Consider the following 25,517-nt stretch of genomic DNA (forward strand, 5'->3'; position numbering starts at 1 on the left):
CTCTATTAGAAAGAGTCTAAATAAGTCCGCGCGCCGCGCAGACGCCCCGCCATCGATTTACCTCACCGTTGGACCGATCTGTCCAAATTGGCTTGAAACGATCCGATCGATTCACGCATCGTAAAGGGTAGGCGTCGCTCGAATCGTGACCGTCGCGGTATCAACATCACGTAATCTTCAAGATATTCAATGCATTATGATCGCTGCGGGGTGGATCGCAACGATCTTTTGCATTTCGGTAGTATGGTGTTATACTCTACTACAACACTAAATTACCAAGGACGCCCGTCAGGGCGGGGCAGAAGGAACATGATAAACGCCTGTGCGACACAGCTGGAGCGCCATTTCACACGCGGAACGACCGCCCGGCTACCGCAGTCAGACTGCCTGACAGGCCAGTTCACTACTGCACGACCCGACGTGAACGCTGTGACCCCATTTTACTTCCACACTAAGAGCACCTCATGATGAAGCGCAGAACACATTGGTTGGTATTGAGCACGTTTGCCCTGCTGGCCTGTCAGCCCCCGGGCAGCGGAACGGACACCGATAACGACGAAGACAAGCCACCCGAACCGGTACCGGTAGAAGTGTCCGCGGTCGAGCGCGGCACAGTCAATGCGGTGTATGTGGGCACGGCCTCGCTCGAAGCCGATGGCGAAGCCCAGGTAAAAGCCAAAGTAAATGGTGAGATTATTCGTCTATTAGTGGAAGAAGGCGATATCGTCAAAGCTGGCCAGCCCTTGGCGAAGATCGATGACGCCCGTCTTAAGCTTGAGCTCGCCAGAGCTAAAGCGAATGTCGACAAGGTGGCGCAGGACTACCAGCGAAACATTGAACTTCATGACAAAGGACTGCTACCGGCCGGAGTGTTCGAAGGACTGCGCTACGATTTGGACGCCCTCAAAGCCTCCTATGAACTGACACGTCTAGAGCTGAGCTACACCACAATCCGCGCGCCGATTGCCGGTGTCATCTCGGCGCGTGACGTGAAAGCCGGCAACAATATTTCGGTCGGCGAGACATTGTTCACGATCACCGACCTGGACCCATTGCTCGCCTATTTGTACGTACCAGAAAAGGACTTTCAGAAACTCAAAGCCGAACAGCGCGTTGATCTCACCGTTGACGCCCTGCCCGGCCAACCCTTCGTCGGGTCGATCGCACGCGTGAGCCCTGTTGTCGATCCCGCAACGGGCACCTTTAAAGTCACGATCGAAGTCAATGACGATTCCCAAGCGCTCAAGCCGGGCATGTTTGGCCGAATTGCCATCGTCTACGACACGTTTGCCAATGCGGTGCTGCTGCCACGCGGCGCCGTAGTTGAAAGCGACGGACGTCCTTCGGTGTTTATTGCAGACGGTGATAAAGCCCGTCAACAGGCCATAATCACCGGCCACATCAGCGGTCAAAACGTGCAGGTGATTGATGGACTGACCGGCAACGAGCGGGTCATCGTTATCGGTCAAAACGGACTGAAAGACAACGGCCTGATCAAAGTCGTGGGCGACGACGACGCGACCGATGTGCTGCTTGAGGACACGGAAACGGCCGTTGCCCAATCCGCCGAATGATCGAGTGCACGACACCCCCATCGATAACCGACTCAGTCTGACAGCGAGCGAGAATAAATCATGCGTATCGTAGAAATCGCCACTGAACGCCGCATAACCGTGCTGATGGTGACGCTTGCCGTTATCTTGTTTGGCATCGTCTCGCTCACGCGTCTGCGGGTCAATCTCTTGCCCGATTTGTCGTATCCGACGATTACGGTACGCACCGAACTCACGGGCGCAGCTCCCCTGGAAATCGAGAACCTGATTACCAAACCCATCGAGGAAGCGGTGGGCGTGATACGCAATGTGCGCAAAGTACGCAGCGTCTCACGTTCAGGACAGTCTGATGTCATCTTGGAGTTTGTTTGGGGCACCGAGATGGATTACGCCGGTGTTGATGTGCGTGAAAAACTCGATCTTCTCGATTTACCGGAAGACGCCGAGCGCCCTATTCTGTTGCGGTTTGACCCGTCCAACGAGCCGATCATGCGGCTGGCATTGTCCAAGCAATCCGAATCGGGAGCCGCCATCACCGACGACGAGCTCCGTTACTTTCGGCAAATTGCTGATGAGGAACTCAAAAACTCGCTCGAAGCGGTGGAAGGCACAGCCGCTGTAAAAGTCAGCGGCGGTCTGGAAGACGAGATTCAGGTCCTTGTTGACCAGCAGCGTATCGCCCAGCTTGGGATTTCAATCGATCAAATTATCAGTCAACTTCGCGCTGAGAACGTCAACCTGTCCGGGGGCCGTCTCGAAGACGGCTCACAGCGATATATGGTGCGCACGATAAATGAATTTCAGTCGGTCGACGAAATTGGTGACGCCATTATACCGGCGCCCGGCGTCCAAACGGTTTATCTTCGCGACGTCGCCACCGTCACCAACAGCCATAAAGAACGTGAAGCCATCACCCGAATTAATGGTCGCGAGAGCGTCGAGCTTGCGATTTATAAGGAAGGCGATGCCAACACCGTAGCCGTAGCGACCAATATAAAAGACAGTCTGGACACCGTGCGCGATACGCTGCCTGATTCGATGCAGCTCGATGTGATGTACGACGAGTCCACGTTTATTTCCGGCGCTGTGCAGCAAGTGCAATCGGCCGCTCTGATTGGCGGCATACTCGCTGTGCTGGTGTTGTATTTTTTCCTTCGAAATTTCCGCTCCACCCTACTGATTGCGGTCGCGATTCCAGTGTCGGTCATCGGCACGTTCATGCTGATGTATTTGTATGACGTCACGCTCAATATTATGTCGCTGGGCGGCATTGCCCTGGCCGTCGGACTACTGGTGGACAACTCAATTGTGGTGCTAGAGAACATCTCTCGGCACCGCGAAAACGGCAGTGGCATATTTGAGGCGGCACGCAAGGGCACGAGCGAAGTCGGCGGCGCCGTCGTAGCGGCGACACTCACCACTATCGCCGTCTTCTTTCCAATGGTATTTGTAAGCGGTATTGCCGGTCAGCTGTTCCGCGACCAGGCGCTAACCGTCACCTTTGCCCTGGTTTTCTCATTGTTCGTCGCACTCACACTTATCCCGATGCTCAGTGGTTGGCAAGGCAAAGAGCAATACCACGACCACGATGATGTCCGTCCACCCAGTGAAACCACACGTGTTTTTGCCTTCGTGGCCTGGGGCATTGGCGCACTGATCGCGCTGATGGGCAAACTGTTGCGCTTGATCGCACTGCCCTTCACGCTTGTCGTTCAGGGTTTCTACTCGCTGCTCGCCCGCCTCTACGTTCCGATTCTCAACTGGAGCTTGAGGCACCGGATCGTGGTGGTTTTGATCGCCGCTCTGGCGCTTGGCGGCACGGTTTCGCTCCTGCCTCGTCTGGGTACCGAGCTTATTCCGCAACTCTCTCAAGGCGAGTTTCAAGTTGACTTGCGGCTCGCCTCGGGCGCGACGCTCGATCAATCTGACGAGGCAGTGACCAAAGCTTATGAGGCAACGCGACAGATCGATACGCTCGAACGCAGTTTCTCGGTCGCCGGATCCGGCAACCGTCTTGACGCCAGTCCCGTCGATGAAGGGGAAAACACGGCTACCCTGAGTCTCAAACTTAAGCCTGGGGCCGGCGACCAGGCCGAAGCCCGCGCCATGCAAACCCTACGCGATGCGGTGGGCAATATGGCGGGCGTGCAGTACGAGTTTTCAAGACCGGCCTTGTTCACGCTGAGCACACCGCTTGAGATCGAGATTCAGGGCTACAACCTGTCAGATCTGCGCACGGCGAGCGAGCAGATTGTGTCCGCCTTGAGTGCAGACGAACAGTTTGCTGATGTCAAAACCACCATCGAGAATGGCAATCCCGAAGTTCAAATTCATTTTGACCAAGTGCGCATTCATCAGCTCGGTCTCACCGTGCGTGACGTCGCCGACACGGTCGTTGCCAACGTGCGCGGAAATGTCGCAACACGCTACAGCATTCGCGACCGCAAGATCGATGTTCTGGTCCGCAGCGTCAACACTCAAAACGCCACGGTCGAAGAACTGCGTAATCTGATCGTAAATCCACTGAGCGAGCGCCCGGTGTCGTTGCAGTCGGTGGCAGACGTCGATATTGAGATGGGGCCGACCGAAATTCGTCGTAGCGATCAAGAGCGCGTCGCCATCATTACTGCAGGACTGAATTACGGCGATCTTGGCTCGGCGGTCACCCGTCTTGATTCGCTTCTCGATGATTTGCCACTACCGGCCACAACGCTGATTGAAATCGGTGGCCAAAATGCCGAGATGAGCGAATCGTTCAATTCAATGATCTTTACGCTCTTGATGGCCGTCTTTTTGGTTTATCTTGTGATGGCCGCGCAGTTTGAGTCGATAATTCATCCATTTGTGATTCTCTTTACGATTCCGCTCGCCTTTGTCGGCGCGATCCTGGCGCTGTACCTTACCGGCTCAACGATCAACGTGGTGGTCTTTATTGGCGCCATTATGCTTGCCGGTATCGTAGTGAATAACGCAATTGTTCTGGTTGATTTGATAAATCAACTGCGTGCCGACGGCATGGAAAAAGTTGAGGCCATTCGAGAGGCTGGTAAAACGCGGTTGCGCCCGATTCTGATAACCACCATGACCACCGCGTTGGGCCTACTCCCCATGGCAATCGGATTTGGCGAGGGTGCGGAGATTCGGGCACCCATGGCCATTACCGTGATTGGCGGATTACTGACCTCAACGGCCCTTACCTTGGTCGTGATACCGGTGGTGTATTCGCTGCTTGACCGAAAACAATTTCGCGCGATCGACCCGCCGCCTAGCTCCGACCCGGTGACGTTCCAATGAAACATATTGAAACCGCCATTCGACGGCCCGTCGGCATTGTCATGGTGTTCGTGGCGCTGAGCCTCGTGGGCCTTATCTCATCGCAACTGTTGCCGCTTGAAAAATTCCCAGATGTCGAGTTCCCCGGCATTTTTGTGTCGGTGCCCTACCCCGGCTCCACGCCTGAAGAAGTCGAGCGTTTGATTACCCGTCCAATCGAGGAATCGTTGGCGACGCTGAGTGGCGTCGAATTTATGCAGTCGTGGAGCACGAGCAGTGAAGCACGGTTGTTTGTTGCCTTTACGCTCGGAGAGGAAGCGCAAGCTAAGGGCATCGAAGCGCGTGCGCGCATTGATGCGGTACGTGATGATCTGCCGGATGATATTCGCAATCTGTTCGTGTTTACCGGATCGCTTGCCGACCAGCCGGTGCTCGTTATCCGCGTTTCCAGCGAGCGCGATCTGTCGCTGTCGTACGACATGCTCGATCAACTACTCAAACGACGGATCGAACGTGTGGAAGGCGTATCAAGAGTTGAGCTACAGGGCGTCGACCCGGCTGAAATTCGCATATTGCTCGACCCTGTACGCTTGTCGGCGCACAATGTTGATGCACGAATCGTTGCCGAAGCGTTGCGTCGCGCCAATTTTTCGATGAGCGCGGGAAATATCACTGACAATGGTATGCGCTTGAGCGTGCGGCCAAAAGGTGAGTTCGACTCGATTGATGAATTCAAACAGTTTCGCATCGGCACTGGCAACCTCATATTGGACGACGTTGCCGATATCGAGTTACGAATACCCGAACGCAACTACGGCCGCCATCTCGATCAAACCTATGCGATCGGACTGGATGTGTTTAAAAGCACCGGCGCGAACATTGTGGACGTCACTGACCGGGTGCTCGCCGAAGTCGACAAAGTTCGTGATTCGCCCAAACTGCGTGACGTCAATATCTTTGAGTTGCAAAATGAAGGCGACGACATTCGCAACACGCTGTCCGACTTAATTATGTCTGGGCTCATGGGGGCGCTGCTGGCCATCGCCGTTCTGTATTTATTTTTACGCCAGCTATCTACCACGCTCATCGTCACCCTGTCCGTGCCGCTTTCGTTGCTCGTGACCTTGGCGGCCCTTTATTTCTTTGGCTTGACGCTCAACATCTTGTCAATGATGGGTATGATGCTCGCGATCGGCATGCTCGTGGACAATGCAGTCGTGGTGACCGAAAACATTTTCCGTCGGCGTCAGATGGATGATTCGCACCCCCTAAAGACCAGCACCGAAGCGGTCAACCAGGTGGGGCTCGCGGTGATCGCCGGCACCTTCACGTCGATCAGCGTCTTCCTCCCCATCATTTTTGGCGAGAAAAATCAGCTCACCATCTTCCTGACCCACGTTGCGATGTCGATTACGGTCGCAATGCTCGCCTCATTGCTCATTTCGCAAACGCTGGTGCCGATGCTTGCATCGCGTGTGCAAATTCCAAAAGCAAAACCAGCCTCATCGGCCATGAATCGGTTGACGGGCTGGTACGGTCGCACGCTCACGCGCGTTCTCGATCATCGTTGGAAGATGCTGCTGGTGACGTTGCTCTTGTTGGGCTCAGGGGCCATCGCCCAAAAACTAGTGACGATTGATATGTTTCCGCAAGAGGCCAAGCGGAGCTTGTTTCTGCCTTACTACCTGAAAGCGAACTACCCACTGGAGACCGTTGAAGAAGCGGTCGACAAAGTTGAGGACTACCTATACGCCAATCAAGAACGCCTAAATATCGTGGCGGTCTACTCGTACTATAACGAAGAGCAAGCCGAATCGACCATCCTTCTAACCGATGAGGATAACGCCACTCTCAGCACGAAAGAGATCATTGCGATCATCAACGAAGAAATCCCAGAGATCATTATTGGCGAACCCAGTTTCAAGCTGGATCAAGAAGGCAGCGGCGGTCAGGGCTTTACGCTCCAAGTACGCGGTGACTCAAGCGAACAGCTCAACGCGAATGCGCGTGAGATGATCCCAATATTGGCGCAGGTCGACGGCCTCGAAAACGTTCGTCTCGAAGCGTTTGAAAAAGAAAAAGAACTGCAGGTGGTAGTCGATCGCGACAAGGCCGCGCGGTTTGGTATGTCGCCAATGTCGGTCGCCAGCGCCGTAGCGGTCGCCATGCGCGGTGAGAACTTACGTGAATTTCGCGCGGACGACGGCGAAGTGGATGTGCGGTTGGCATTTCAAGACGAACAGCAGCAGACCATCGCGAACCTGGCCAAACTTCCCCTCTACACTGCGGATGGCGAGTTAATCGAACTCAGCTCTGTTGCTCGTTTCCATGTCAACTACGGACCTCGCGTCATTCGTCGTATCTCGCGCAACACCGCCGTGATCATCGAAGCTAACCTCGCAAAAGGCAGCTCGCTGGAGGAAATCCGGCCCGACGTTGAACGCGTTCTCAAAGGGTACACGCTGCCGGTCGGATACAGTTGGAAGCTCGGCCGCGGGTTTGATCAATCCAATGATGCCCAAGAGCAGATGGGCGTGAATACAATGCTGGCCGTGATACTCATTTTCTTTGTGATGGCCGCCATGTTTGAGTCCATGCTGTATCCACTCTCAATCATGACCTCCATCGCCTTATCCATTGTGGGTGTGTATTGGTTCTTTGCGCTCACTGGTACCACGTTCTCTTTTATGGCCTCAATCGGCATCTTGATACTCATCGGCGTGGTGGTGAACAATGGCATTGTGTTGATCGATCACGTCAACCATCTGCGCAAGCAGGGTCTGTCGCGTGACGAGGCGTTGATTCAAGGGGGTAAAGACCGGCTACGCCCCATTTTAATGACTGTGGCGACTACCATTCTGGGCTTGCTGCCGTTGGCGATTGGCACGACTCAGGTGGGTGGCGACGGCCCGCCCTACTTCCCAATGGCTCGGGCGATCATCGGTGGCCTGGCGTTTTCGACCATCGCATCGTTGTTTATTGTGCCGTTTGTCTACGTGGTGGTCGATGGCATTGCGAAATGGACCCGAAAAGTACTGCGCACAGCCGCTTCGGGTCGCGCCACCAGCGCACCTTGAATCCGATTCGCTAGCGCAAAAAAAAAGCCTGGTGTGTGAACACTCCAGGCTTTCTTTTAATACTCGTTGAGTGCGTCGATCAGTCCACCAACACCTGCGACAAATTCCAGTAGTCTTCCGCCAGCACGTTAATCTCAAGTGGCATGCCCGCCACGGTATTGCCAAGGTCGATTCCCGGCAGCGACACCGGAATGCCACCGACGCTTTCGGCTACTGGGCGCGTATCGTCCTCGGTGCGGTACTCGGCTTTGCTTCGCAGCCATTTCGAGCGCGCTTTGAGCTCACTGGCAAAACCACGATCTTCTTGCATGCTCACGACGGCCGATCGAATTTTTGTCATCATAAATTCGCAGTCGCTCTTACTACCATAATCGACTTTCTGAATTTTTTGAGTCACGGCGATGCGCGCTTGATTCGCTAACGCATGCTCAGAAAAATGCACGCACAAATGCTGAGCCAGCGCGATGACCGCCATGTTAATGACCCGCCGACCGTCTACGGTGAGACCTGGATATTCAGGCCACGGCTCGCTCTCGATTTTAATGCGGTCATCAAACAAACCCTCGATACGTTCTCTCACGCGTTCATAGTCTTCGCGATGCTGCTCCACCGCTGGCTGAAGACTCTTGCGTTTGAACGTATTGAGTAGGCCGGTCAATTCATTGAAACGCATTTCAATCGCCGTTAACGCCCCTTTCGCGTTGTCAGACTGCTTTTTGACCTCGACAATTTTTTCATTGAGTTCCTTAAGCCGCTTTTGCCGCTCTTGATTGAACTCCATAATCTGTTTTTTGCGCTCGCGATCTTTCTGTTGGGTAATAAGCTCTTCACTGAAGGCTTCGAGCTTGGCCATCGCTTGATCCCATAGATCGCGCAACTGGAAATACACCATCGCGTTGTAGCCGGCGACCGGGTCGGCCAACCGTGCTTCCAACGCACGCATCTCATTCTTCTGACGCTTAAGTTCTTTTTCAGCGCTCTTGAGCTGCGTTTTTAAATCGTAAATATCGTCCCGCGAATTGGAAAACTGCTTTTTCAAGTCTGCGCGGTTCCAGAATAGGTCGAGCAGCTTGTCGTCGGCCGACTTGCGGAACATCCGACCCAGCTTCTTGCTCCCGGAGGAGTGCTCACCCATCATTCTGTTTACGTCGTCAATCATAAAATCTGTCCAACTTGCTCGCCTGCCCTTAGGTGTCCTGCTCGGGCAAGTTCTTTACGTCGCGTTGCGGCGCTACCTCGCGAAATCGATGGTTCGCGTCCGCACAATACTCCAGCCATTTATTCAGCATCATATTGCGGGCCCAACGACGACTCAGTTCCGAGCCGTGATCGGTAACAAATCCCTGCAAAACCCGATGCCGTCGATTGTGGCGACAGGCCATGGCCTCCGCCAACCGTGCATCGTGATAAATCCTGATATCCAAATCCGGATCGGCCACCGCGTCTATACCATCGCCCTCAAACCAATAGGTCAGATGAATGGACGTCGTGTAGCGGCTGACATCGCGAACACTGAGGTGAAGCGGAAAGTCATCGGGACTGTCGGAGCGATACTCGCCACGCAGAAATTCCATCTCATCGATCAGCCAGTTGAGTCGCAGGTAGTTGCTCTCATAGAGCGCCATAAGTGCGGTAAAGCTGCCCGGTCGAAGATTCCACCCGGACTCCAAATTACTGTCGCTGACTGACTTTAACTTCTCGTTTATCCTCATGTTTTCACTATATCACAGGGCCTCTTTTCACCCCGGATTAAGACTCATCCTGAGGCAGAGACGAAAATCTTGCCGCGACCGGGTTCACAGAATGATGGAGTCATTAAATTTTATATACATAACAGACATTTAACCCACTACTGGAGAGCGCAACTCGCTATTCGTATCGTTTTAAATGCATGTGGGCCATGACTTTCGCGGCGATTTCTTCAACCGAAGTGTGGGTGGTGTTCAGATGGGGGACTCCGTATTTACGAAACAGGGCTTCAGCGGCACGAAGCTCATAGCTCACTTGGCGAGATGACGCGTACCGACTGTCCGGGCGGCGCTCCTCACGTATTTGCTGAAGACGCGCGGATTCGATAGTCAAACCGAATAGTTTGTCCTTGTTTTGTTCCAGAGCGCGTGGCAAACGCCCTGCCTCAAAATCGTCTTCATTCAGCGGATAGTTGGCCGCAAATACGCCGTGCTGAAGAGCGAGATAGAGGCAAGTGGGGGTTTTCCCGCATCGAGACACACCGACCAGAATGGCCTGCGCTTGACTGTATCCGTTGAGGTTGACCCCATCGTCGTAGGTCACCGCAAAGTTGACCGCCTCCATACGACGCGAATAGTTGTCGGAATCGGCGAGACCATGCGCCTTGCCCGTCGTGTGAGTGGATTTGCGACCGAGTTCTTTTTCAAGGGGACCAATAAAGGCGTCGAAAAAATCCAAAAACAGGCCATTGCTCTGTTTGATGACATCGCGAATTTCATCGAGCACAAACGTGCTGAAAACGATGGGCCGGCTGCCTTCCACCTCACACGTTAAGTTGACTCGGCGACACGCCTCCTGTGCCTTGTCAATGGTATCAATAAATGGCAGAGTTACGGCGCGAAAATTGACATCCTCAAACTGCGTGAGCAGGCTGTGACCTAACGTTTCTGCGGTGATCCCGGTTTGGTCCGAAATATAAAAAACCGTTCTGGTTAGCATCGTCTCCCGCCTTCCTGTTTGAGTTTTCACCGATTTTCCACGTCTTCGCCAATAATACAAGGTTCTTGTTGTGACTGAATACGTTATAGGTTTCGAAAAGTTGGGCATGGACGATGTCGAGCGAGTTGGCGGTAAGAACGCATCGCTTGGCGAGATGATTCAGAACCTCGCCAATGCCGGGGTGGATGTGCCGGGAGGTTACGCGACGACTGCAGACGCCTATCGAGAATTTCTAAGCCATGACGGTTTAGCCGATCGCATCAACAGCGCCCTCGACACACTGGATGTTGATGACCTGGAGGCGCTTGCAAACACCGGCGCCAAGATTCGTAATTGGATCATGGAAACCCCCTTTCCACCCGCACTCGATGCCGCCATCCGCAACAGTTTCGCATCGCTGTCGGGTGGGCACGACATCGCGGTTGCCGTGCGCTCGTCGGCCACGGCTGAAGACTTGCCTGAAGCGTCATTTGCTGGACAACAAGAGAGTTTTCTCAATGTGCGCGGCATCGACGATGTGATCGACCGCGTCAAAGAAGTGTTTTCTTCGCTGTTTAACGATCGCGCCATATCGTATCGAGTGCATCAGAACTTTGAACACAGCCAGGTTGCGTTATCGGCCGGCATTCAGCGAATGGTGCGTTCTGATGTGGGCGCGAGCGGTGTGATGTTCACACTCGATACCGAATCGGGTTTTCGCGACGCGGTGTTCGTGACCGCCTCGTACGGGCTGGGCGAAACGGTCGTGCAAGGATCGGTCAACCCCGACGAGTTTTATTGCTACAAGCCTGCGCTCGCGGCCAATCGACGAAGCGTCATCCGTCGCAACCTCGGAAGCAAAGCGATCAAAATGACCTACGGCGAGGATGGCAGTGGCGTACAGACCTTGCCGGTTGACAGAATGGAGCGCGATCGGTTTTGCCTGAGTGATTCAGAAGTCGAGCAACTCGCACGACAAGCGGTCATCATTGAACAACACTACGGCAGACCCATGGACATTGAGTGGGGCAAAGACGGCGAAGACGGCCATCTTTACATCCTTCAAGCCCGACCGGAAACCGTACGGAGCCGGCAGCAGGCGCAAGTAATCGAGCGCTATACCCTCCAAGGGCAGGGCAACCTGCTGACGACCGGTCGCAGTATCGGTCATAAGATCGGCACCGGTAATGCCCGCATTATTCGCGATCCGTCTGAAATGAACTTAGTACAACCCGGTGAGGTACTCGTGACCGACATGACCGATCCCGATTGGGAGCCGGTGATGAAGCGCGCGTCAGCGATCGTGACGAATCGCGGCGGCCGCACCTGTCATGCCGCCATCATTGCGCGCGAATTGGGAATCCCTGCCGTGGTCGGCTGCGGTGACGCGACTGATAAGATCCGTGACATGACGCCCGTGACGGTAAGCTGTGCCGAAGGCGATACGGGCAATGTTTACGATGGCGTGCTGGAATTTGATCACGCAGAGCATAGCCTGACCGCCCTACCCGACGTTCCGGTCAAAATCATGATGAACGTGGGCAATCCTGATCGCGCGATGGACTTTGCCAGTCTGCCGCACGACGGCGTGGGCTTGGCGCGTCTTGAATTTATTATCAATCGCATGATCGGCGTGCACCCCCGTGCCCTGCTCGATTTTGACACGCTCGATGATTCGCTCAAGTCGACCATTCAAGAGCAGATGGCGGGCTACGACGATCCGATTGAGTTCTTTGTCGGTCGCCTCGCTGAGGGCGTAGGCACCATCGCAGCGGCCTTTGCACCGAAGCCCGTTATTGTGCGGATGTCCGATTTCAAATCAAACGAATACGCCAACTTAATCGGCGGACAACGTTACGAGCCACACGAAGAAAACCCGATGTTGGGTTTTCGCGGCGCTTCGCGCTACATCGACGATGAATTTCGCCCCTGCTTCAATCTTGAGTGCGAGGCGATCAAGCGCGTTCGCAATGAGATGGGCTTAACCAATGTGCAAATCATGATCCCGTTTGTGCGCACACTGGTTGAGGCACAAACTGTGTCGGCTATCTTGGAAGAAAACGGATTGGCGCGCGGTAGCAACGACCTGAAACACATCATGATGTGTGAGCTCCCGTCCAATGCACTGCTCGCCGACGAGTTTCTCGAATATTTTGATGGCTTCTCGATTGGTTCGAACGATCTGACGCAACTCACGCTCGGACTTGATCGCGACTCAGGCCTTATCGCTAATCTGTTTGATGAACGAGATGAGGCCGTCAAAAAAATGCTGTCGATGGCCATTTCAGCGTGTCGACGACAGAACAAGTACATCGGCATCTGTGGACAAGGCCCTTCCGATCACCCAGATCTTGCCCAGTGGCTACTCGACCAAGAAATAGAGAGTATGTCGCTCAACCCGGACACGGTCATCGAAACACGCCTATTTTTAGGTGGCATGAGCGTCGGCTAGCGCCGTGCCGTCCTCTTCATTTTGAGCCTTTTTGGAGGTCATTTTGATTCTGACATCACTACAGACTGTGCCAGGTCGAGATATCACCGCCCACTTTGGGCTGGTGAGCGGCAGCACGATTCGCGCCAAGCACGTCGGCCGCGATTTGGCCGCGGGTTTTAAGAACATCTTCGGCGGAGAACTCAAAGGCTATACCGAACTGTTGCAAGAATCGCGAGATGAAGCCACGCAGCGGATGATTCAGCAGGCCGAGAGTCTAGGCGCCAACGCGATCGTCAATATTCGCTACGCAACCTCGTCGGTTGCGCCGGGTGCGGCTGAACTTTTCGCTTATGGCACCGCGGTGGTGGTCTCAACCCTGTGATGGATTGGCTCACTTTAATCTTCAACCTTGGGATTCCCATCCTGCTGTTGTTGTTGGGCTATTTTATTGGATCCTTGGCCGAGCGAAACCATTTTCGCTCAATCGTTAAACGCGAAAAAGCGCTGATAAACCGTCCCGCTGTAACATTTGATGAAATGGACGACACCCAGTTCCCACCCGATACCTCCATTGCCCGGGCCGAATTGGTCAGCGGCAGCGTGGTGATATCGGTGGATTACTTCAAGCGGTTTCTGGCTGGCCTTCGGGCGATTTTCGGCGGCCGAGTGAGTGCCTACGAAACGCTCGTCGACCGCGCTCGACGCGAAGCGGTACTGCGGATGAAAGAACGTGCCGGCGACGCGGATCGCATCGCCAATCTGCGCATTGAGACATCAACGTTGTCATCCGGCGCAGGCATTGGGTCAGTTGAAGTTCACGCCTATGGCACGGCGCTTTACAATCGCTAGCATCGCTGGCGTATTCCATGCGCTATATTCCCAAAGACGTCGACGCTCAAGTCAACCTTCCTGACCGCCATCCACTGGCTGACCTGGTCTGGCTCGGAGGCGGCCTACTGTTAATTATTGTCGTGGTGTACTTGCTCGGCGGTTTTTTGATCGACCAGTTAGTCCGTTTCATTCCACCGGAATACGACAATCGTATTGGCGCCCAGCTTCCAGATGATTTTCTCATTGAGTTTGGAGAACCGATGGTATCGGGCGAGCAGGTGGAACGTACACACGCCATCTTTGAACAGCTTAAACGGCATCTGCCCAACGACGACCCGCGAGCGTATCGTCTGGTGATCATCGACACGCCCGATATCAATGCACTCGCGATTCCAGGCGGTACGATCGTGGTGTTTAGGGGTCTTTTGGATGCGGCCACTTCGGAAAACGAGGTCGCCATGGTATTGGCTCATGAGTTTGGCCACATATACCACCAACATCACTGGCGCCGACTGGGCCGGCTGGCGCTCCTCACCACTGGCGCGCTGCTAGTCGGATCGAATACCTCCGCATCGAATCAGATTGCGGGCCTATCGACACACGCTTTGTTTCAAGGCAGTAATCGACAACAAGAGGCGGAATCGGACCGCTTCGGCGTCGAGCTTTTGTGTCGATACTACGGGCACGGTGGCGGCGCCAGCGACTTTTTTGAACGGCACATCGACAAGGACACGCTTGCACGGCGCTCGATCAGCCTCTTCCTCACGCACCCACTTTCTCAAGAGCGTGTTGATGCCATACACATTCACCGAGAGAAGATAGGGTGTACGACAAATCCGCTATCGCCCTGGCTCACGCCCTCGGCAACGCCGCTCGACTAAGCAAGATCAATGTCGCATGACCGAGCACCGCATCCGACTCGGACCGTGATGGTCGCCGTGCCAACGTCATCCATCGCACTCTCACTGTCGCCGGTCGACGGCAATCGCCGTTGCGCCCCACCACACGTTCGTTCATTGGCGGCGATATTCGTGTCTAGCTCTATTTTTCAAGCGGCGGCATGCTGCTAACAATCGCCAGCCGAGTGGCCGTATCATTCACTGCCAAACGGGTTACGGTGCCCGGCAAATAAGTACTGAGGTCGGCATGCGCCTGCCAGGATTCATCACCGGGCGACCACGATAAGAGTTTCCCGTCCACCACAGTGAGGGCGCGGCCATCGGGTAACCAAGTCAAATCCTCAACATCGACGGGCATATCGACTAAGAAGGTCAATTCGCTGCCGTTCCAATCCATCAGGCGTGACGGTGCGCCCGGCAAGTGCTGGACGAAACTCAACGTGCCGGTATCGGGTCGACGATGCAACGAGCGACCGCCGTTCACGGTCAACACATAGCGTTCCGTGCTTTGTACAGTCACGACGTCAAGATGCATAAGCGGTTGGTCAACTACAAACAACGCCAACTGATCGTCCGGCAGCCAGGCATGATAGCCAACTCCTGTGACATCTTCGCGGATCGGCACATCCGCCTCGCCCAGAGCATCGTACCGCCACAAGCGTTGCGTGCCATCTCCCTCAACGACTACCGCCGAGAAACCGCTATCGATCGGTGTCGGCGAATATTCTGATAACGATGTTGACGTAACTTGACTGAGGGAACGGTCGCGCGAGTGAAAGCGGTACACATCACTTTGCCGACCATCCAAAATGCTCGCAAACAAAAAATCGTTCGTGCCCGGTACGTAAGCGGGCTGATTGTCATAGCCTGCGCGCTGCGTGACATTGGCCAAAAACCGAGTCGCGATTGCATCGGTGGCAGGATTGATCACAAACACAAATATGTCGGTATCCGGCACCGTCGCCGCAATAGCCTGTTGCGCATCGTCCGTCGACGCCTCGTCAGCTACCGCGTCATGGTCGACCGACTCTGACTGAGGATCGATCTCCGACGTGTCAGGCGGAAGCGCTGACGGCATACAGGCCGTGACCACAGCAAGCGTCGTCAACAGGCACGCCAGGCGAGTGGCAGAAGCCGCTCGGTCAATGACGTTAATAATGGCTAGGGGACGGACCCTCATCAGTATTCTCCACAGGCTGTTCGATGACATCATCATACCCGAATAGCGCAAGATGCGGGTCTGGGGTCGCGACAGACAGGTGACCGTCGGCGCGAGAATATACGAGCTGCCCTCCGTATCCACCGAGGTTGAAAAAGTGTTTTGTCTGGCGCTTTGAGTGAGATACGATTCGCCCAAGGCGCATGGCGTCGTAGCGCGAATCGAGGCGACGGAATATCGTGATTCGAACACTGGCACCTGTTGCGGCACTGCTCTTCAGCGTCGCAATTCTTATCACCGGACAAGGTCTGCAGGGCACGCTGCTGCCTGTCCGCGCAAACCTCGAAGAATTCTCAGCGCTTATGGTCGGCATCATGGGCGCCGCCTATTTCTTGGGCTTTACCTTGGGCTGCGTTCGCGGCATCGACATGATTCGCAAGGTCGGTCATATCCGAGTGTTCGCGGCAATGACAGCGATCGCGTCCGCGACGCCGTTGCTGCATGGCTTGTTCATCCACGATGTCGCCTGGTGTATTTTTCGGTTCCTCAGTGGCTTTTGTTTCGCCGCCTTGTACGTGGTGATCGAAAGCTGGTTGAACGAAATGTCCACCAACGAAAACCGCGGCATGATTTTTTCGGTGTATGTGATTATTCACCTCACCGTGGTGGCACTCGGTCAGCAAATGTTGTTGCTCGCCGACCCCGCGCAAATGCCTTTGTTTGCCGCCATTACGGTGCTCGTTTCGCTGGCGGCCGTACCGGTGGCGTTATCAACTTCGCCCATGCCGCAAATTGTGCCGGAAGGCGTAAAGGTCAACTTCAAAAAGCTCTATGTGATCTCGCCCGCTGGCGTCCTGGGCTGTGTCGCTGCGGGCATCGCGAGCGGCATTTTTTATTCTCTCTCACCGCTTTACACCGCCGCTCAGAGTGACGATCTAACGCTGGCCGCCAGTTTCATGACCGCTGCGGTGCTCGGCGGCGCACTCGGCCAGTGGCCCTTGGGGTATGTCTCTGACCGCATCGACCGGCGTTTTGTGATCGCCTTTTGCGCCGTCGTTTGTTGTGCGCTCAGTGTTGGACTTTGGCTCGTATCCGGCCAACTCTCGACCAATACACTGCTGGTTGTGAATCTGATCTGGGGAGCCATGTCGTTTCCGATTTATTCTATTTCCATTGCCCACGCAAACGACTATGCGCAACCGGACGACTTTGTCATGATCTCCAGCGGTATGTTGCTCGTTTACGGCTTGGGCGCCGTCGTGGGCCCTTTTATTGGCTCCGCTTTTATTGGCATGGCGGGGGTTGGCGGCATGTTTTTGCCCATCGCAATCGCCGATGCGGCGCTCGCGCTGTATATTTTGTATCGCGTCTTCCAACGCGAACAAGCCGACTCGGACGATCAAATTCCATTTACCGAAGCCCTGGCGGCCGTTGTGACCAAGTCGCCGGTTTACGACTACTACGAAGACGAAGAAACGGACGAGCAACAGGCCGAGCCGCAGACGGCGCACGACGAGGATTCCGGAGCGGACTCGGAGACCTTGCCTTAATTCCATGCAACAACGCGCGACAGAAACGCCCATCGATCACCACGGGCGTCTGGCAGGAGTGACTGAACGCCCGTTCGGCCTAACTTAGGTCACGGCGTCGAGACAACACCAGTAGCTGATTGTTGGCTGGCATGACGTCGATTCGCAACAAGCTAAAGCCAGCTTGATCCGCCGTCTGGATCAGCGCCTCACGATGACGAATACCTTGCCAGGGATTGCTCTGACTGAGCGTGAGATCGAAACGGTAGTTACCCTCACTGGTCGCCCGCCCCCCGACGTGGAACGGACCATAGATCACCAACATGGCACCAGGGGACAAGCACCGCCCCGCGTTCACGCAAAGCCGTTTGACATCTTGCCAGGCCATGATGTGGCACGTATTGGCCGTAAAGATGACATCGACTGGCTCCTGGAAATGGTGCAGCGTAGCGGCCTCTAGCGCCACGGGGCGGATCACCTGATCATTGCCGTTGGCAGCCAAAAACGCGTTGATCTGTTCGAGATTGTCAGGAAGATCACTGGTGTACCAAGTGACATTCTGCAGCGCGTTCGTCATGTACACAGCGTGTTGACCGGTGCCGCTTCCAATCTCGAGTACACGCCAGTGTCGCTCGCCGCTCAATAGCGTTCGTAAACTCGCCAATATGGGTTGCTGATTGCGCTCGGCGGCTGGGGAATAGCCGAGTCGTGAGGGAACGCCCGGCACTACGCGCACCACGTTTGACGCGTGCACACACCGCGACGTTCAAGATCGCCGAAGGTCGACGGCCCCGTGCATCGACGGCGTTGCGCGTCACCGAACCGACCGCCCACCGCATTAAGATCGATAGACAGAAATCGGTGGGTCAGGCAGACCAACATCAATCGCGTGAATCGACAATCAGGAAGTGCTCCCGATAGTGTTTCAGCTCATTGATCGAATCGTGAATATCGCTCAGCGCGAGGTGTCGGTTTTCTTTCACAACGCCTTTGGCAATCGCCGGTGCCCAGCGTAACGCCAACTGCTTGAGCGCGCTGACGTCAAGATTGCGATAGTGAAAAAACGCCTCGAGCTCGGGCATTAGACGCGCCATAAACCGACGATCTTGGCAAATCGAATTACCGCACATGGGCGACGCGCCATCATTGACCCACTGGCGCAAGAAGGTCAGCGTCGCGGACTCGGCATCCCGAGTGTCGTGCGAGCTGGCAAGCACGCGGTCGGTAAGACCCGAATCACCGTGATGACGGGTATTCCACTCGTCCATGCTGTCCATGAGGGATCGTGGCTGCCGAATCGCGATTTCGGGTCCTTCAGCCAGTACGTTGAGATCCTGATCGGTGACCACCGTCGCGATCTCAATAATCATGTCGGTAAACGGGTCCAGTCCGGTCATTTCCAGGTCGATCCAGATCAGATTCGTGGACGGATTTGACATGGGGTTATAGTCCTCAATTGCTTGCGCGCCATAGTACCATTGGCTAAGCTCAGGCGCTCAATTTTGCATCTCCGCAGGTTTTCTTATGCACTCGTTCCAAATGGCCTTTTTGATTTTCCTCGCGGTCGGCACCGGTATCCGGCTGTGGCTGTCGTTTCGACAACTTCGCGCCATGCGCGAACGGCGCAATGCCCTCCCGGCGGGCTTCGACAAAGCGTTGTCACTGGAAGAACACCAAAAGGCCTCCGACTACACCGCTGCCGGCACACGCGTCGGTCTTTGGGACATCGTCATCGATACGCTGCTGTTGTTGGGCTGGACACTCGGCGGAGGATTACAGTGGATCGATAATCTCGTTAGCGCGTTCGGCTGGGGCCCGTTAGTCACCGGCGTAGCCAGTATCTTAGCGATACTCTTTGTGATGTCGCTACTTTCGATCCCACTGTCGCTCTATCGAACATTTGGCGTCGAGGCACGCTTCGGCTTTAATAAAATGACAGCCGGCTTGTTCGTGGGAGACATGGTTAAAGGCTGGCTAGTCGCGCTTGTATTGGCCGCTCCGCTGCTCGCAGCGATTCTATGGATCATGGACGCGACGGGGACTTACTGGTGGCTGTACGCATGGATCGTGTGGGTTGCGTTCTCACTGGCCATCACTTGGGCTTATCCGGCCTTTATCGCGCCGCTATTTAACACGTTCTCAAAGCTCTCCGACGAGTCGCTGATTTCGCGGATCGAGGCGTTGCTCGGTCGCTGTGGATTCCAAAGCAAAGGTATTTTTGTCATGGACGGCTCACGACGTTCGACGCATGGTAATGCCTACTTCACCGGTGTTGGCAACAATAAGCGTATTGTGTTCTTCGATACGCTGATCGACAGTCTCGAACCGCTGGAAGTCGAGGCCGTGCTCGCGCACGAGTTGGGTCATTTTCGAAAGAAACACATTCGCTCACGACTCATCTGGGGCTTCGCAACCGGTTTAATTGGATTGGCCATCCTTGGGTTCTTGAAAGACCAAACCTGGTTCTATACGTCACTGGGGGTGACGTCCATGACCAACCATATGGCGCTCATGCTCTTTATGCTCGTAATCCCTGTGTTCACGTTCTTTTTGACCCCCGTTAGCGCCTACTTTTCACGCAAGCACGAATTCGAAGCGGATGAGTATGCGCACGAACAAAGCGATGCCAATGCGCTGATCAGTGCCCTGGGCAAACTCTACAAAGAAAACGCGTCAACGCTTGTACCGGACGAGCTTCACAGTCGCTTTTACGATTCGCACCCACCTGGCCCTGTGCGGGTTGCCTATTTGCAAAAACTACTCAACGCATGACGAATAACGCCTCATGAGCACGGCCACGGCGACAGCGCAGGTCGTCGCCGCGTTTGGTCGTCAGGTTATTATTGAAACTCCCGCACGGGAACGTTTTAGCTGCCGTATGAAAGGCCGTCGGATCCGACCGGTGTGCGGCGACTACGTAACATGGTCACCCTTGGTGGACGACACCGTGGATGGCGTGGTCACCGCCATTAACGAGCGTGACAATGTGCTCATGCGACCAAACCGCCGCGGTCGCGATGAACACGTTGCGGCGAATCTCACCCGACTAATCGTCGTGTTCGCCTCCCAACCCCCTGCGGACCCGTTTCTTGTCGACCGCTATATCGCGGCCGCCGAGCACCTGCAGATCGACTGCGTGCTGGTGCAGAACAAAGTTGAGCTTGCCGACAGCCATCTCGACTGGCTCGACTCGTTTGCACAACTGGGCTACCCGACGATTCGCTGCAGCGCCAAATCCGGCGACGGCATCGAATCCCTCATGGCGCATTGTGAGCACGGCGTGAGCATTCTCGTTGGGCAATCTGGTGTGGGCAAATCGTCACTTTTAAATCGATTAATCCCGGGTAGTGATCAAGAAACGCAAGAAATTTCGACGTCTGGGAAGTTTGGACGCCACACCACATCGGCAAGCTATATGTATCGTTTTGCCGAACCGGCGGAGGGTGGACTCATCGACTCGCCGGGTGTGCGAGACTTTGCTCCGCCAACCCTGCTAGAAGAGCAAGTGGTTAATGGTTATACCGAGATCTTTGCCGCCGCGCGACATTGCCGATTTGCCAATTGTCGCCACGAGCACGAACCCGGGTGCGAGGTTAAAGCGCGAGTGGACCAAGGGATTATTCTTGAGCGCCGTTACACCAGCTATCTTCGTCTGTTGTCGCTCATGCGCGAGCTAAACGCCAGTGCGTCCCCCCACTGAGCATACTCAGGTTTCGACGCGCGCAACGTTACAAGCCCTACCGACGCGAACGCGCTGAATGCACCGGATGGGTTGACGTGACGCGCCATACGGGAATTCGCCACAGACTCGGTACGTCGTCGCGTTTTATTGATTTTCTTCGTCAAAGTGACGCCGGCCGGCCAGCGCATGAGAGAGCGTGCCACCGTCAACAAACTCAAGCTCGCCGCCCATCGGCACACCGTGCGCAATGCGTGTGGCCGAAACATTCATATGCCGCGCCATGTCGGCCAGGTACTGCGCCGTCGTTTCGCCTTCCACCGTCGGGTTGGTTGCCACAATGATCTCGCGCACCTCCCCTTCACGCAAACGTTGTTCGAGCAAATCAAGCCCCAGCTCATCCGGGCCGATGCCATCGAGTGGCGACAAATGCCCCATCAGCACAAAGTACAGGCCGCTGTAGCCTCCCGATTGCTCAATCGCGGCTACGTCGGCCGGCGTTTCAACGATACACAGCGTGGTGGCGTCGCGGCGTGGTGAGGCGCACTGTGCACACAACGGCTGCTCAGTGAACATTCGGCAACGTTCACAATGACCGATCTCCGACGCGCTTTTATCCAGCGTTTGCGCAAGCCGTGTGGCGCCAGCACGATCTCGATGCAGCAGATGGAACGCCATGCGCTGCGCCGACTTGGGCCCAACGCCGGGTAGACAGCGCAGCGCTTCTATGAGCTCCTGAAGTAAGGGCGAATAGGACAATGGATCAGAACGGTAGATTCATGCCGGGGGGCAATCCGGCGGTTAGGCCCGACATTTTTTCCTGCGTGGCCTTTTCAACTTTCTTGGCGCAGTCGTTCATCGCCGCCGCGATGAGATCTTCGAGCATGTCCTTGTCCTCTCCGATTAAGGCGTCATCAATTTTCACCTGCCTGACTTCGTGCTTACAGTTCATTACGACTTGAACCATATCGCCACCCGCCACGCCGATGACCTCTAGCGAGGCCAATTCCTCCTGCGCCTTTTTCATGTCTTCTTGCATTTTTTGGGCTTGCTTCATGAGCTTGCCGAGTCCACCTTTCATCATAGTCGTATTCCTGATTTTGCCTGCCGGCTATTTGCATCCCATATGGCGCGTGTCGCCGATAGCAATGCTAGTTGATCGGTTTAATGGAATCTTCATGCAACGTCGCGTCAAACGTCTCCAGTAAGGTCTGAACGTTTGGATCATTGAGCAATGAGTCGCGGATCGCCAGTCGATTGGCCTGTTCGGCATCACGCTGCTGCTTGGCGGGCGTATCCGCCGTGACGCTACCCAACGCAATGGAAATCGAAAACGCGTCGCCAAGGTGGCCCTGAATCACCGACGTCAGCTTATTGAGCACCTGTGGCGTCAACATGTGCTGATTCGATTCATCCAACACCAGGCTCAATGAGTGTGAGTCGCTGGCGCTCACGACGCAATTCGACGCCAGCTGGCGCGCCGCACCGTGCAAGCCGAACAACTCAAGCGCGGACGACCAGTCCTGAAAATCAACCCGCGCACCGGTGTCAGAGGGAGCGCGCTCAGCCGAGCTGGGAGATGCCGATTGCGTCGCCGTCTTGGTGTTCGTCGCATGTGATGCCCCTTGCGGTGCTGCGGCCACCGTGGATCGAGCGTGAGACTGTGTCTCACTCAACGGTTTTTTTTTACCTTCGCCCTGCGGCGATGCCGGCAAAAACGCGAGCATACGTAGCAACACCATTTCAAAACCACTGCGCATATCCGGCGCCAGCGGTAAATCACGGCGACCCACAATTGCAATTTGATACAACAGTTGCACGTCCTCTTTATCCAGCAGGCCGCATAACTCCGTGACTAAATCGAACATTTCCTGCGAGTCGCGTGGCTTGACCTGTGTCAGATGATAAATGGCGGCACGTTGCAGCAACAGCGACAACTCCTGCAACACTTCGGCATAGTCAGGCGCATATTCGTCCATCGCCGCGACGCGCTCGAGCACCGCCTGACCGTCTCGCCGCGCCAGTAGGCGCGCCAGCTCATAGACCTTATTTCGCTCCACCGTGCCAAGCATGGCACGCACATCCGCTTCATTGACTGCGCCGCCGCCAAACGCCACGGCCTGATCGAGCAAACTCAGCGCATCTCGCATGCTCCCGTCGGCGCCGTGCGCCAACAGAGACAGCGCATCTGACTCGAAGCTAAATGACTCCGCCTCACAAATCGCCTTGAGGCGTTCGACGATTAGCTCTTTCGGTAGACGCTTCAAATTAAACTGCAGACAACGTGACAAGACAGTTGCCGGCAAGCGCTGCGGGTCGGTCGTGGCCAGCAGGAATTTAACGTGTGGAGGGGGTTCCTCGAGCGTTTTTAGCAACGCGTTAAACGAATGGCGAGACAGCATGTGGACCTCATCGATGAGGTAAACCTTATATCGCCCGGCCGTTGGGGCGTACTGCACGTTATCGAGTAGTTCTCGCGTGTCGTCGACTTTCGTTCGGGAGGCAGCGTCCACTTCAATCAGATCGACGAAACGACCTTCGTCGATCTCTAGACAGGCTGAGCATTTACCACACGGCGTGGAACTGACGCCTTGTTCGCAGTTTAGGCATTTCGCCAAAATACGCGCGATGGTCGTTTTCCCGACACCCCGGGTGCCGGTGAATAAAAAGCCATGATGGAGTCGATCGTTATCCAGGGCGTTGATCAACGCGCGAAGTACGTGTTCCTGTCCGGCCATTTCAGCAAAATTGCGTGGGCGCCACTTGCGGGCAAGAACGGTGTAGCTCATAAGTCGACTTTCTTGAAACTAGGCGCAACGGCGGCTCAGCCGCGGCCGTCTACTGTACCACTGATCGCACCGGAAAATCGGAAGAGAAAGCGGCCCACGCCAGTAGTCCCCCGGCACCCGGTGTCACCGCTACCGTTGCTCCCTTCCGGGCCTGGCGGAGTTCACGGCTAGCCGTCGCGGAGGTACCGACGCGAGCCACCGCTGCGCACTGTATCAACCCGCACCGCAACAAACAACCGCAATACCAGCGGCCCAACACACGGAGATCAAGTCGCCTGACCGTCACGCCACACGCCCCGACATCCACAGCACGCCGGCCCAGTCTGTATGGGGGCGACCACCGTAGGAACGCCGATGTGGTACCCGCGCCGCATCGCACAGACAGCGTTAACTACAGCTCGTAACGGTTTATTACTGGAGGGAAATCAGTTGACTTATTGGCGTACCGCGCACCGGTGACGATGCACGGCGTGTTCACATCGCGCCAAGCAGTCTCAAAGCGACACGCCCGCGTGTTCCAACCCTGCCCGGATGGCGTGGCGCGTTGCCTCGGACACCGCGACGATCGGCAGCCGAGATTCCTCCTCACACAGGCCCAGCAGCGATGCGGCGTACTTGGCGCCGGCCGGACTCGGCTCAGTGAACAAGGCAAGGTGCAATGGTACTAACTGATCGTGAATGGCACGCGCGGCAGCGAAATCGCCGCGTTCGCAGGCCGCTTGCATCGCGGCACACTCGGCCGGTAGCACATTCCCGGTGACCGAGATGCACCCTTTTCCACCGACTGCGTTGTACGCCACCGCGGTGATGTCGTCGCCCGATAAATAGGCAAAATCATCTCCGATACGCTGCCGCTCCTCCGACACCCGGCCCAAATTGCCGGTGGCGTCTTTCACGCCAACAACACGATCCAATGCGGCTAATCGAGCCATCGTCTCGCTGCTGACATCCACTACCGCTCGGGGCGGGATGTTGTAGACCACCAGCGGAATGTTGGTTTCGTTATGGAGCATCTCAAAATGACGGTAGATGCCCTCCTGCGAGGGTCGATTGTAGTAACCCACAACCACCAGCGCCCCGTCAGCACCCGCCTCTTCGGCGCAACGAGCGTATTCGATTGATTCAATCGGGTTATTTGAGCCGGCACCCGCGAGCACCCGAACCCGCCCTGCCGCCTGCTCCACGACAACCTCGATAACGCGCTTGTGCTCGGCTTCGCTGAGGGTCGGTGACTCGCCCGTCGTGCCGACCGGCACCAGTCCGTTCGTGCCGTGTTCGATTTGAAAATCAACCATGCGGCGAAGCGCCGGCTCATCGAGTCGCCCATTCGAAAATGGCGTAACCAGCGCAACCAAAGATCCACTAAACATAGAGTCTCGCTTTACCAACAGGATGGGGCGATAGATCGGTTCTGACACGCAGTGCGACTGAGCGCCAATCGGCGGTAACCCCGACGTGCGCGAGGTCCAACTCGAAGTGGCGGAGAGTGAGGGATTCGAACCCTCGATACGGGGTTACCGTATACATGAATTCCAATCATGCGCCTTCGACCACTCGGCCAACTCTCCACTTTGGAACCTGCAGGGGTTTCACCCCAAGGCCGCGCAGAGTACCCCAGGCGCCTCCG

The 25,517-nt window shown here is 55.6% G+C and carries 20 protein-coding genes, 1 tRNA gene and 1 other RNA gene; 10 read left to right on the forward strand and 12 right to left on the reverse strand.

Annotation, left to right across the window (positions count from 1 at the left end; all coding sequences use genetic code 11):
* Positions 1 to 464 precede the first annotated feature (464 nt).
* From AAF465_03890 to AAF465_03900, 3 genes are read left to right on the forward strand one after another with little or no spacing between them, the layout of a single operon-like run.
* Positions 465 to 1,574 (forward strand): efflux RND transporter periplasmic adaptor subunit, encoded by a 1,110-nt coding sequence (locus AAF465_03890; GenBank protein MEM7081851.1) that lies wholly within the window; start codon positions 465 to 467, stop codon positions 1,572 to 1,574.
* A 60-nt stretch (positions 1,575 to 1,634) separates the two neighbouring features.
* Positions 1,635 to 4,847 (forward strand): efflux RND transporter permease subunit, encoded by a 3,213-nt coding sequence (locus tag AAF465_03895; GenBank protein MEM7081852.1) that lies wholly within the window; start codon positions 1,635 to 1,637, stop codon positions 4,845 to 4,847.
* Positions 4,844 to 7,903: an efflux RND transporter permease subunit gene (locus AAF465_03900; protein ID MEM7081853.1), complete on the forward strand. Its 3,060-nt coding sequence runs from the start codon at positions 4,844 to 4,846 to the stop codon at positions 7,901 to 7,903. Before AAF465_03895 ends, AAF465_03900 begins: the two co-directional genes overlap by 4 nt.
* Positions 7,904 to 7,982: 79 nt before the next feature.
* Here AAF465_03900 and AAF465_03905 read toward each other — a convergent pair whose 3' ends face one another.
* From AAF465_03905 to AAF465_03915, 3 genes are all read right to left on the reverse strand, one after another.
* Positions 7,983 to 9,062 carry a hypothetical protein gene (locus AAF465_03905; protein ID MEM7081854.1) on the reverse strand — a complete coding sequence of 360 codons (1,080 nt, stop codon included), beginning with the start codon at positions 9,060 to 9,062 and terminating at the stop codon, positions 7,983 to 7,985.
* 28 nt (positions 9,063 to 9,090) lie between these two features.
* Complete coding sequence (locus tag AAF465_03910) at positions 9,091 to 9,615, reverse strand: DUF1249 domain-containing protein (protein MEM7081855.1); 525 nt, start codon at positions 9,613 to 9,615, stop codon at positions 9,091 to 9,093.
* Between the two features lie 157 nt (positions 9,616 to 9,772).
* On the reverse strand, positions 9,773 to 10,591 hold the full coding sequence (locus tag AAF465_03915) for a pyruvate, water dikinase regulatory protein (protein MEM7081856.1): 819 nt from the start codon (positions 10,589 to 10,591) through the stop codon (positions 9,773 to 9,775).
* A 70-nt stretch (positions 10,592 to 10,661) separates the two neighbouring features.
* Here AAF465_03915 and ppsA point away from each other — a divergent pair, with 70 nt between their 5' ends.
* Genes ppsA through AAF465_03935 form a run of 4 tightly spaced genes read left to right on the forward strand, consistent with a single transcriptional unit; the run spans position 10,662 to position 14,716 of the window.
* Entirely contained in the window at positions 10,662 to 13,022 is a 2,361-nt protein-coding gene (gene ppsA, locus AAF465_03920) for a phosphoenolpyruvate synthase (protein ID MEM7081857.1), read from the forward strand.
* 43 nt (positions 13,023 to 13,065) lie between these two features.
* The gene (locus AAF465_03925) at positions 13,066 to 13,386 is read left to right on the forward strand and encodes a YbjQ family protein (protein ID MEM7081858.1); all 321 of its coding nucleotides are present in this window, start codon (positions 13,066 to 13,068) and stop codon (positions 13,384 to 13,386) included.
* Positions 13,386 to 13,853 carry a heavy metal-binding domain-containing protein gene (locus AAF465_03930; GenBank protein ID MEM7081859.1) on the forward strand — a complete coding sequence of 156 codons (468 nt, stop codon included), beginning with the start codon at positions 13,386 to 13,388 and terminating at the stop codon, positions 13,851 to 13,853. Before AAF465_03925 ends, AAF465_03930 begins: the two co-directional genes overlap by 1 nt.
* Positions 13,854 to 13,870: 17 nt before the next feature.
* On the forward strand, positions 13,871 to 14,716 hold the full coding sequence (locus AAF465_03935) for a M48 family metallopeptidase (GenBank protein ID MEM7081860.1): 846 nt from the start codon (positions 13,871 to 13,873) through the stop codon (positions 14,714 to 14,716).
* Positions 14,717 to 14,876: 160 nt separating this feature from the next.
* Here the strand turns inward: AAF465_03935 and AAF465_03940 are convergent, their stop codons facing one another.
* Entirely contained in the window at positions 14,877 to 15,914 is a 1,038-nt protein-coding gene (locus tag AAF465_03940) for a hypothetical protein (protein ID MEM7081861.1), read from the reverse strand.
* Between the two features lie 218 nt (positions 15,915 to 16,132).
* On the opposite strand from AAF465_03940, the gene AAF465_03945 reads away from it, so the two are divergent.
* A complete protein-coding gene (locus tag AAF465_03945; GenBank protein ID MEM7081862.1) occupies positions 16,133 to 17,443 on the forward strand; it encodes an MFS transporter in 1,311 nt (436 codons plus the stop codon).
* A 79-nt stretch (positions 17,444 to 17,522) separates the two neighbouring features.
* Here the strand turns inward: AAF465_03945 and AAF465_03950 are convergent, their stop codons facing one another.
* The gene (locus AAF465_03950) at positions 17,523 to 18,176 is read right to left on the reverse strand and encodes a DUF938 domain-containing protein (protein MEM7081863.1); all 654 of its coding nucleotides are present in this window, start codon (positions 18,174 to 18,176) and stop codon (positions 17,523 to 17,525) included.
* Between the two features lie 127 nt (positions 18,177 to 18,303).
* Positions 18,304 to 18,861 carry an oligoribonuclease gene (gene orn, locus AAF465_03955; protein MEM7081864.1) on the reverse strand — a complete coding sequence of 186 codons (558 nt, stop codon included), beginning with the start codon at positions 18,859 to 18,861 and terminating at the stop codon, positions 18,304 to 18,306.
* Positions 18,862 to 18,946: 85 nt separating this feature from the next.
* Here orn and AAF465_03960 point away from each other — a divergent pair, with 85 nt between their 5' ends.
* Positions 18,947 to 20,194: a M48 family metallopeptidase gene (locus tag AAF465_03960; protein ID MEM7081865.1), complete on the forward strand. Its 1,248-nt coding sequence runs from the start codon at positions 18,947 to 18,949 to the stop codon at positions 20,192 to 20,194.
* 13 nt (positions 20,195 to 20,207) lie between these two features.
* Positions 20,208 to 21,122: a ribosome small subunit-dependent GTPase A gene (rsgA, locus tag AAF465_03965; protein ID MEM7081866.1), complete on the forward strand. Its 915-nt coding sequence runs from the start codon at positions 20,208 to 20,210 to the stop codon at positions 21,120 to 21,122.
* A gap of 126 nt (positions 21,123 to 21,248) precedes the next feature.
* Here the strand turns inward: rsgA and recR are convergent, their stop codons facing one another.
* The 6 genes from recR to AAF465_03995 form a co-directional block, all read right to left on the reverse strand.
* Complete coding sequence (gene recR, locus AAF465_03970) at positions 21,249 to 21,860, reverse strand: recombination mediator RecR (GenBank protein MEM7081867.1); 612 nt, start codon at positions 21,858 to 21,860, stop codon at positions 21,249 to 21,251.
* A gap of 4 nt (positions 21,861 to 21,864) precedes the next feature.
* A complete protein-coding gene (locus AAF465_03975; GenBank protein ID MEM7081868.1) occupies positions 21,865 to 22,185 on the reverse strand; it encodes a YbaB/EbfC family nucleoid-associated protein in 321 nt (106 codons plus the stop codon).
* A gap of 67 nt (positions 22,186 to 22,252) precedes the next feature.
* A complete protein-coding gene (gene dnaX / locus AAF465_03980) occupies positions 22,253 to 23,890 on the reverse strand; it encodes a DNA polymerase III subunit gamma/tau (protein MEM7081869.1) in 1,638 nt (545 codons plus the stop codon).
* Positions 23,891 to 23,984: 94 nt separating this feature from the next.
* An RNA gene (gene ffs / locus AAF465_03985) (signal recognition particle sRNA small type) lies at positions 23,985 to 24,081 on the reverse strand.
* A gap of 303 nt (positions 24,082 to 24,384) precedes the next feature.
* On the reverse strand, positions 24,385 to 25,260 hold the full coding sequence (gene dapA / locus AAF465_03990; GenBank protein MEM7081870.1) for a 4-hydroxy-tetrahydrodipicolinate synthase: 876 nt from the start codon (positions 25,258 to 25,260) through the stop codon (positions 24,385 to 24,387).
* Between the two features lie 107 nt (positions 25,261 to 25,367).
* A tRNA-Ser gene (locus AAF465_03995) sits at positions 25,368 to 25,458 on the reverse strand.
* Positions 25,459 to 25,517: the final 59 nt, after the last annotated feature.

It is taken from the genome of Pseudomonadota bacterium, assembly GCA_039028935.1.
Taxonomy (GTDB): domain Bacteria; phylum Pseudomonadota; class Gammaproteobacteria; order Steroidobacterales; family SZUA-146; genus SZUA-146.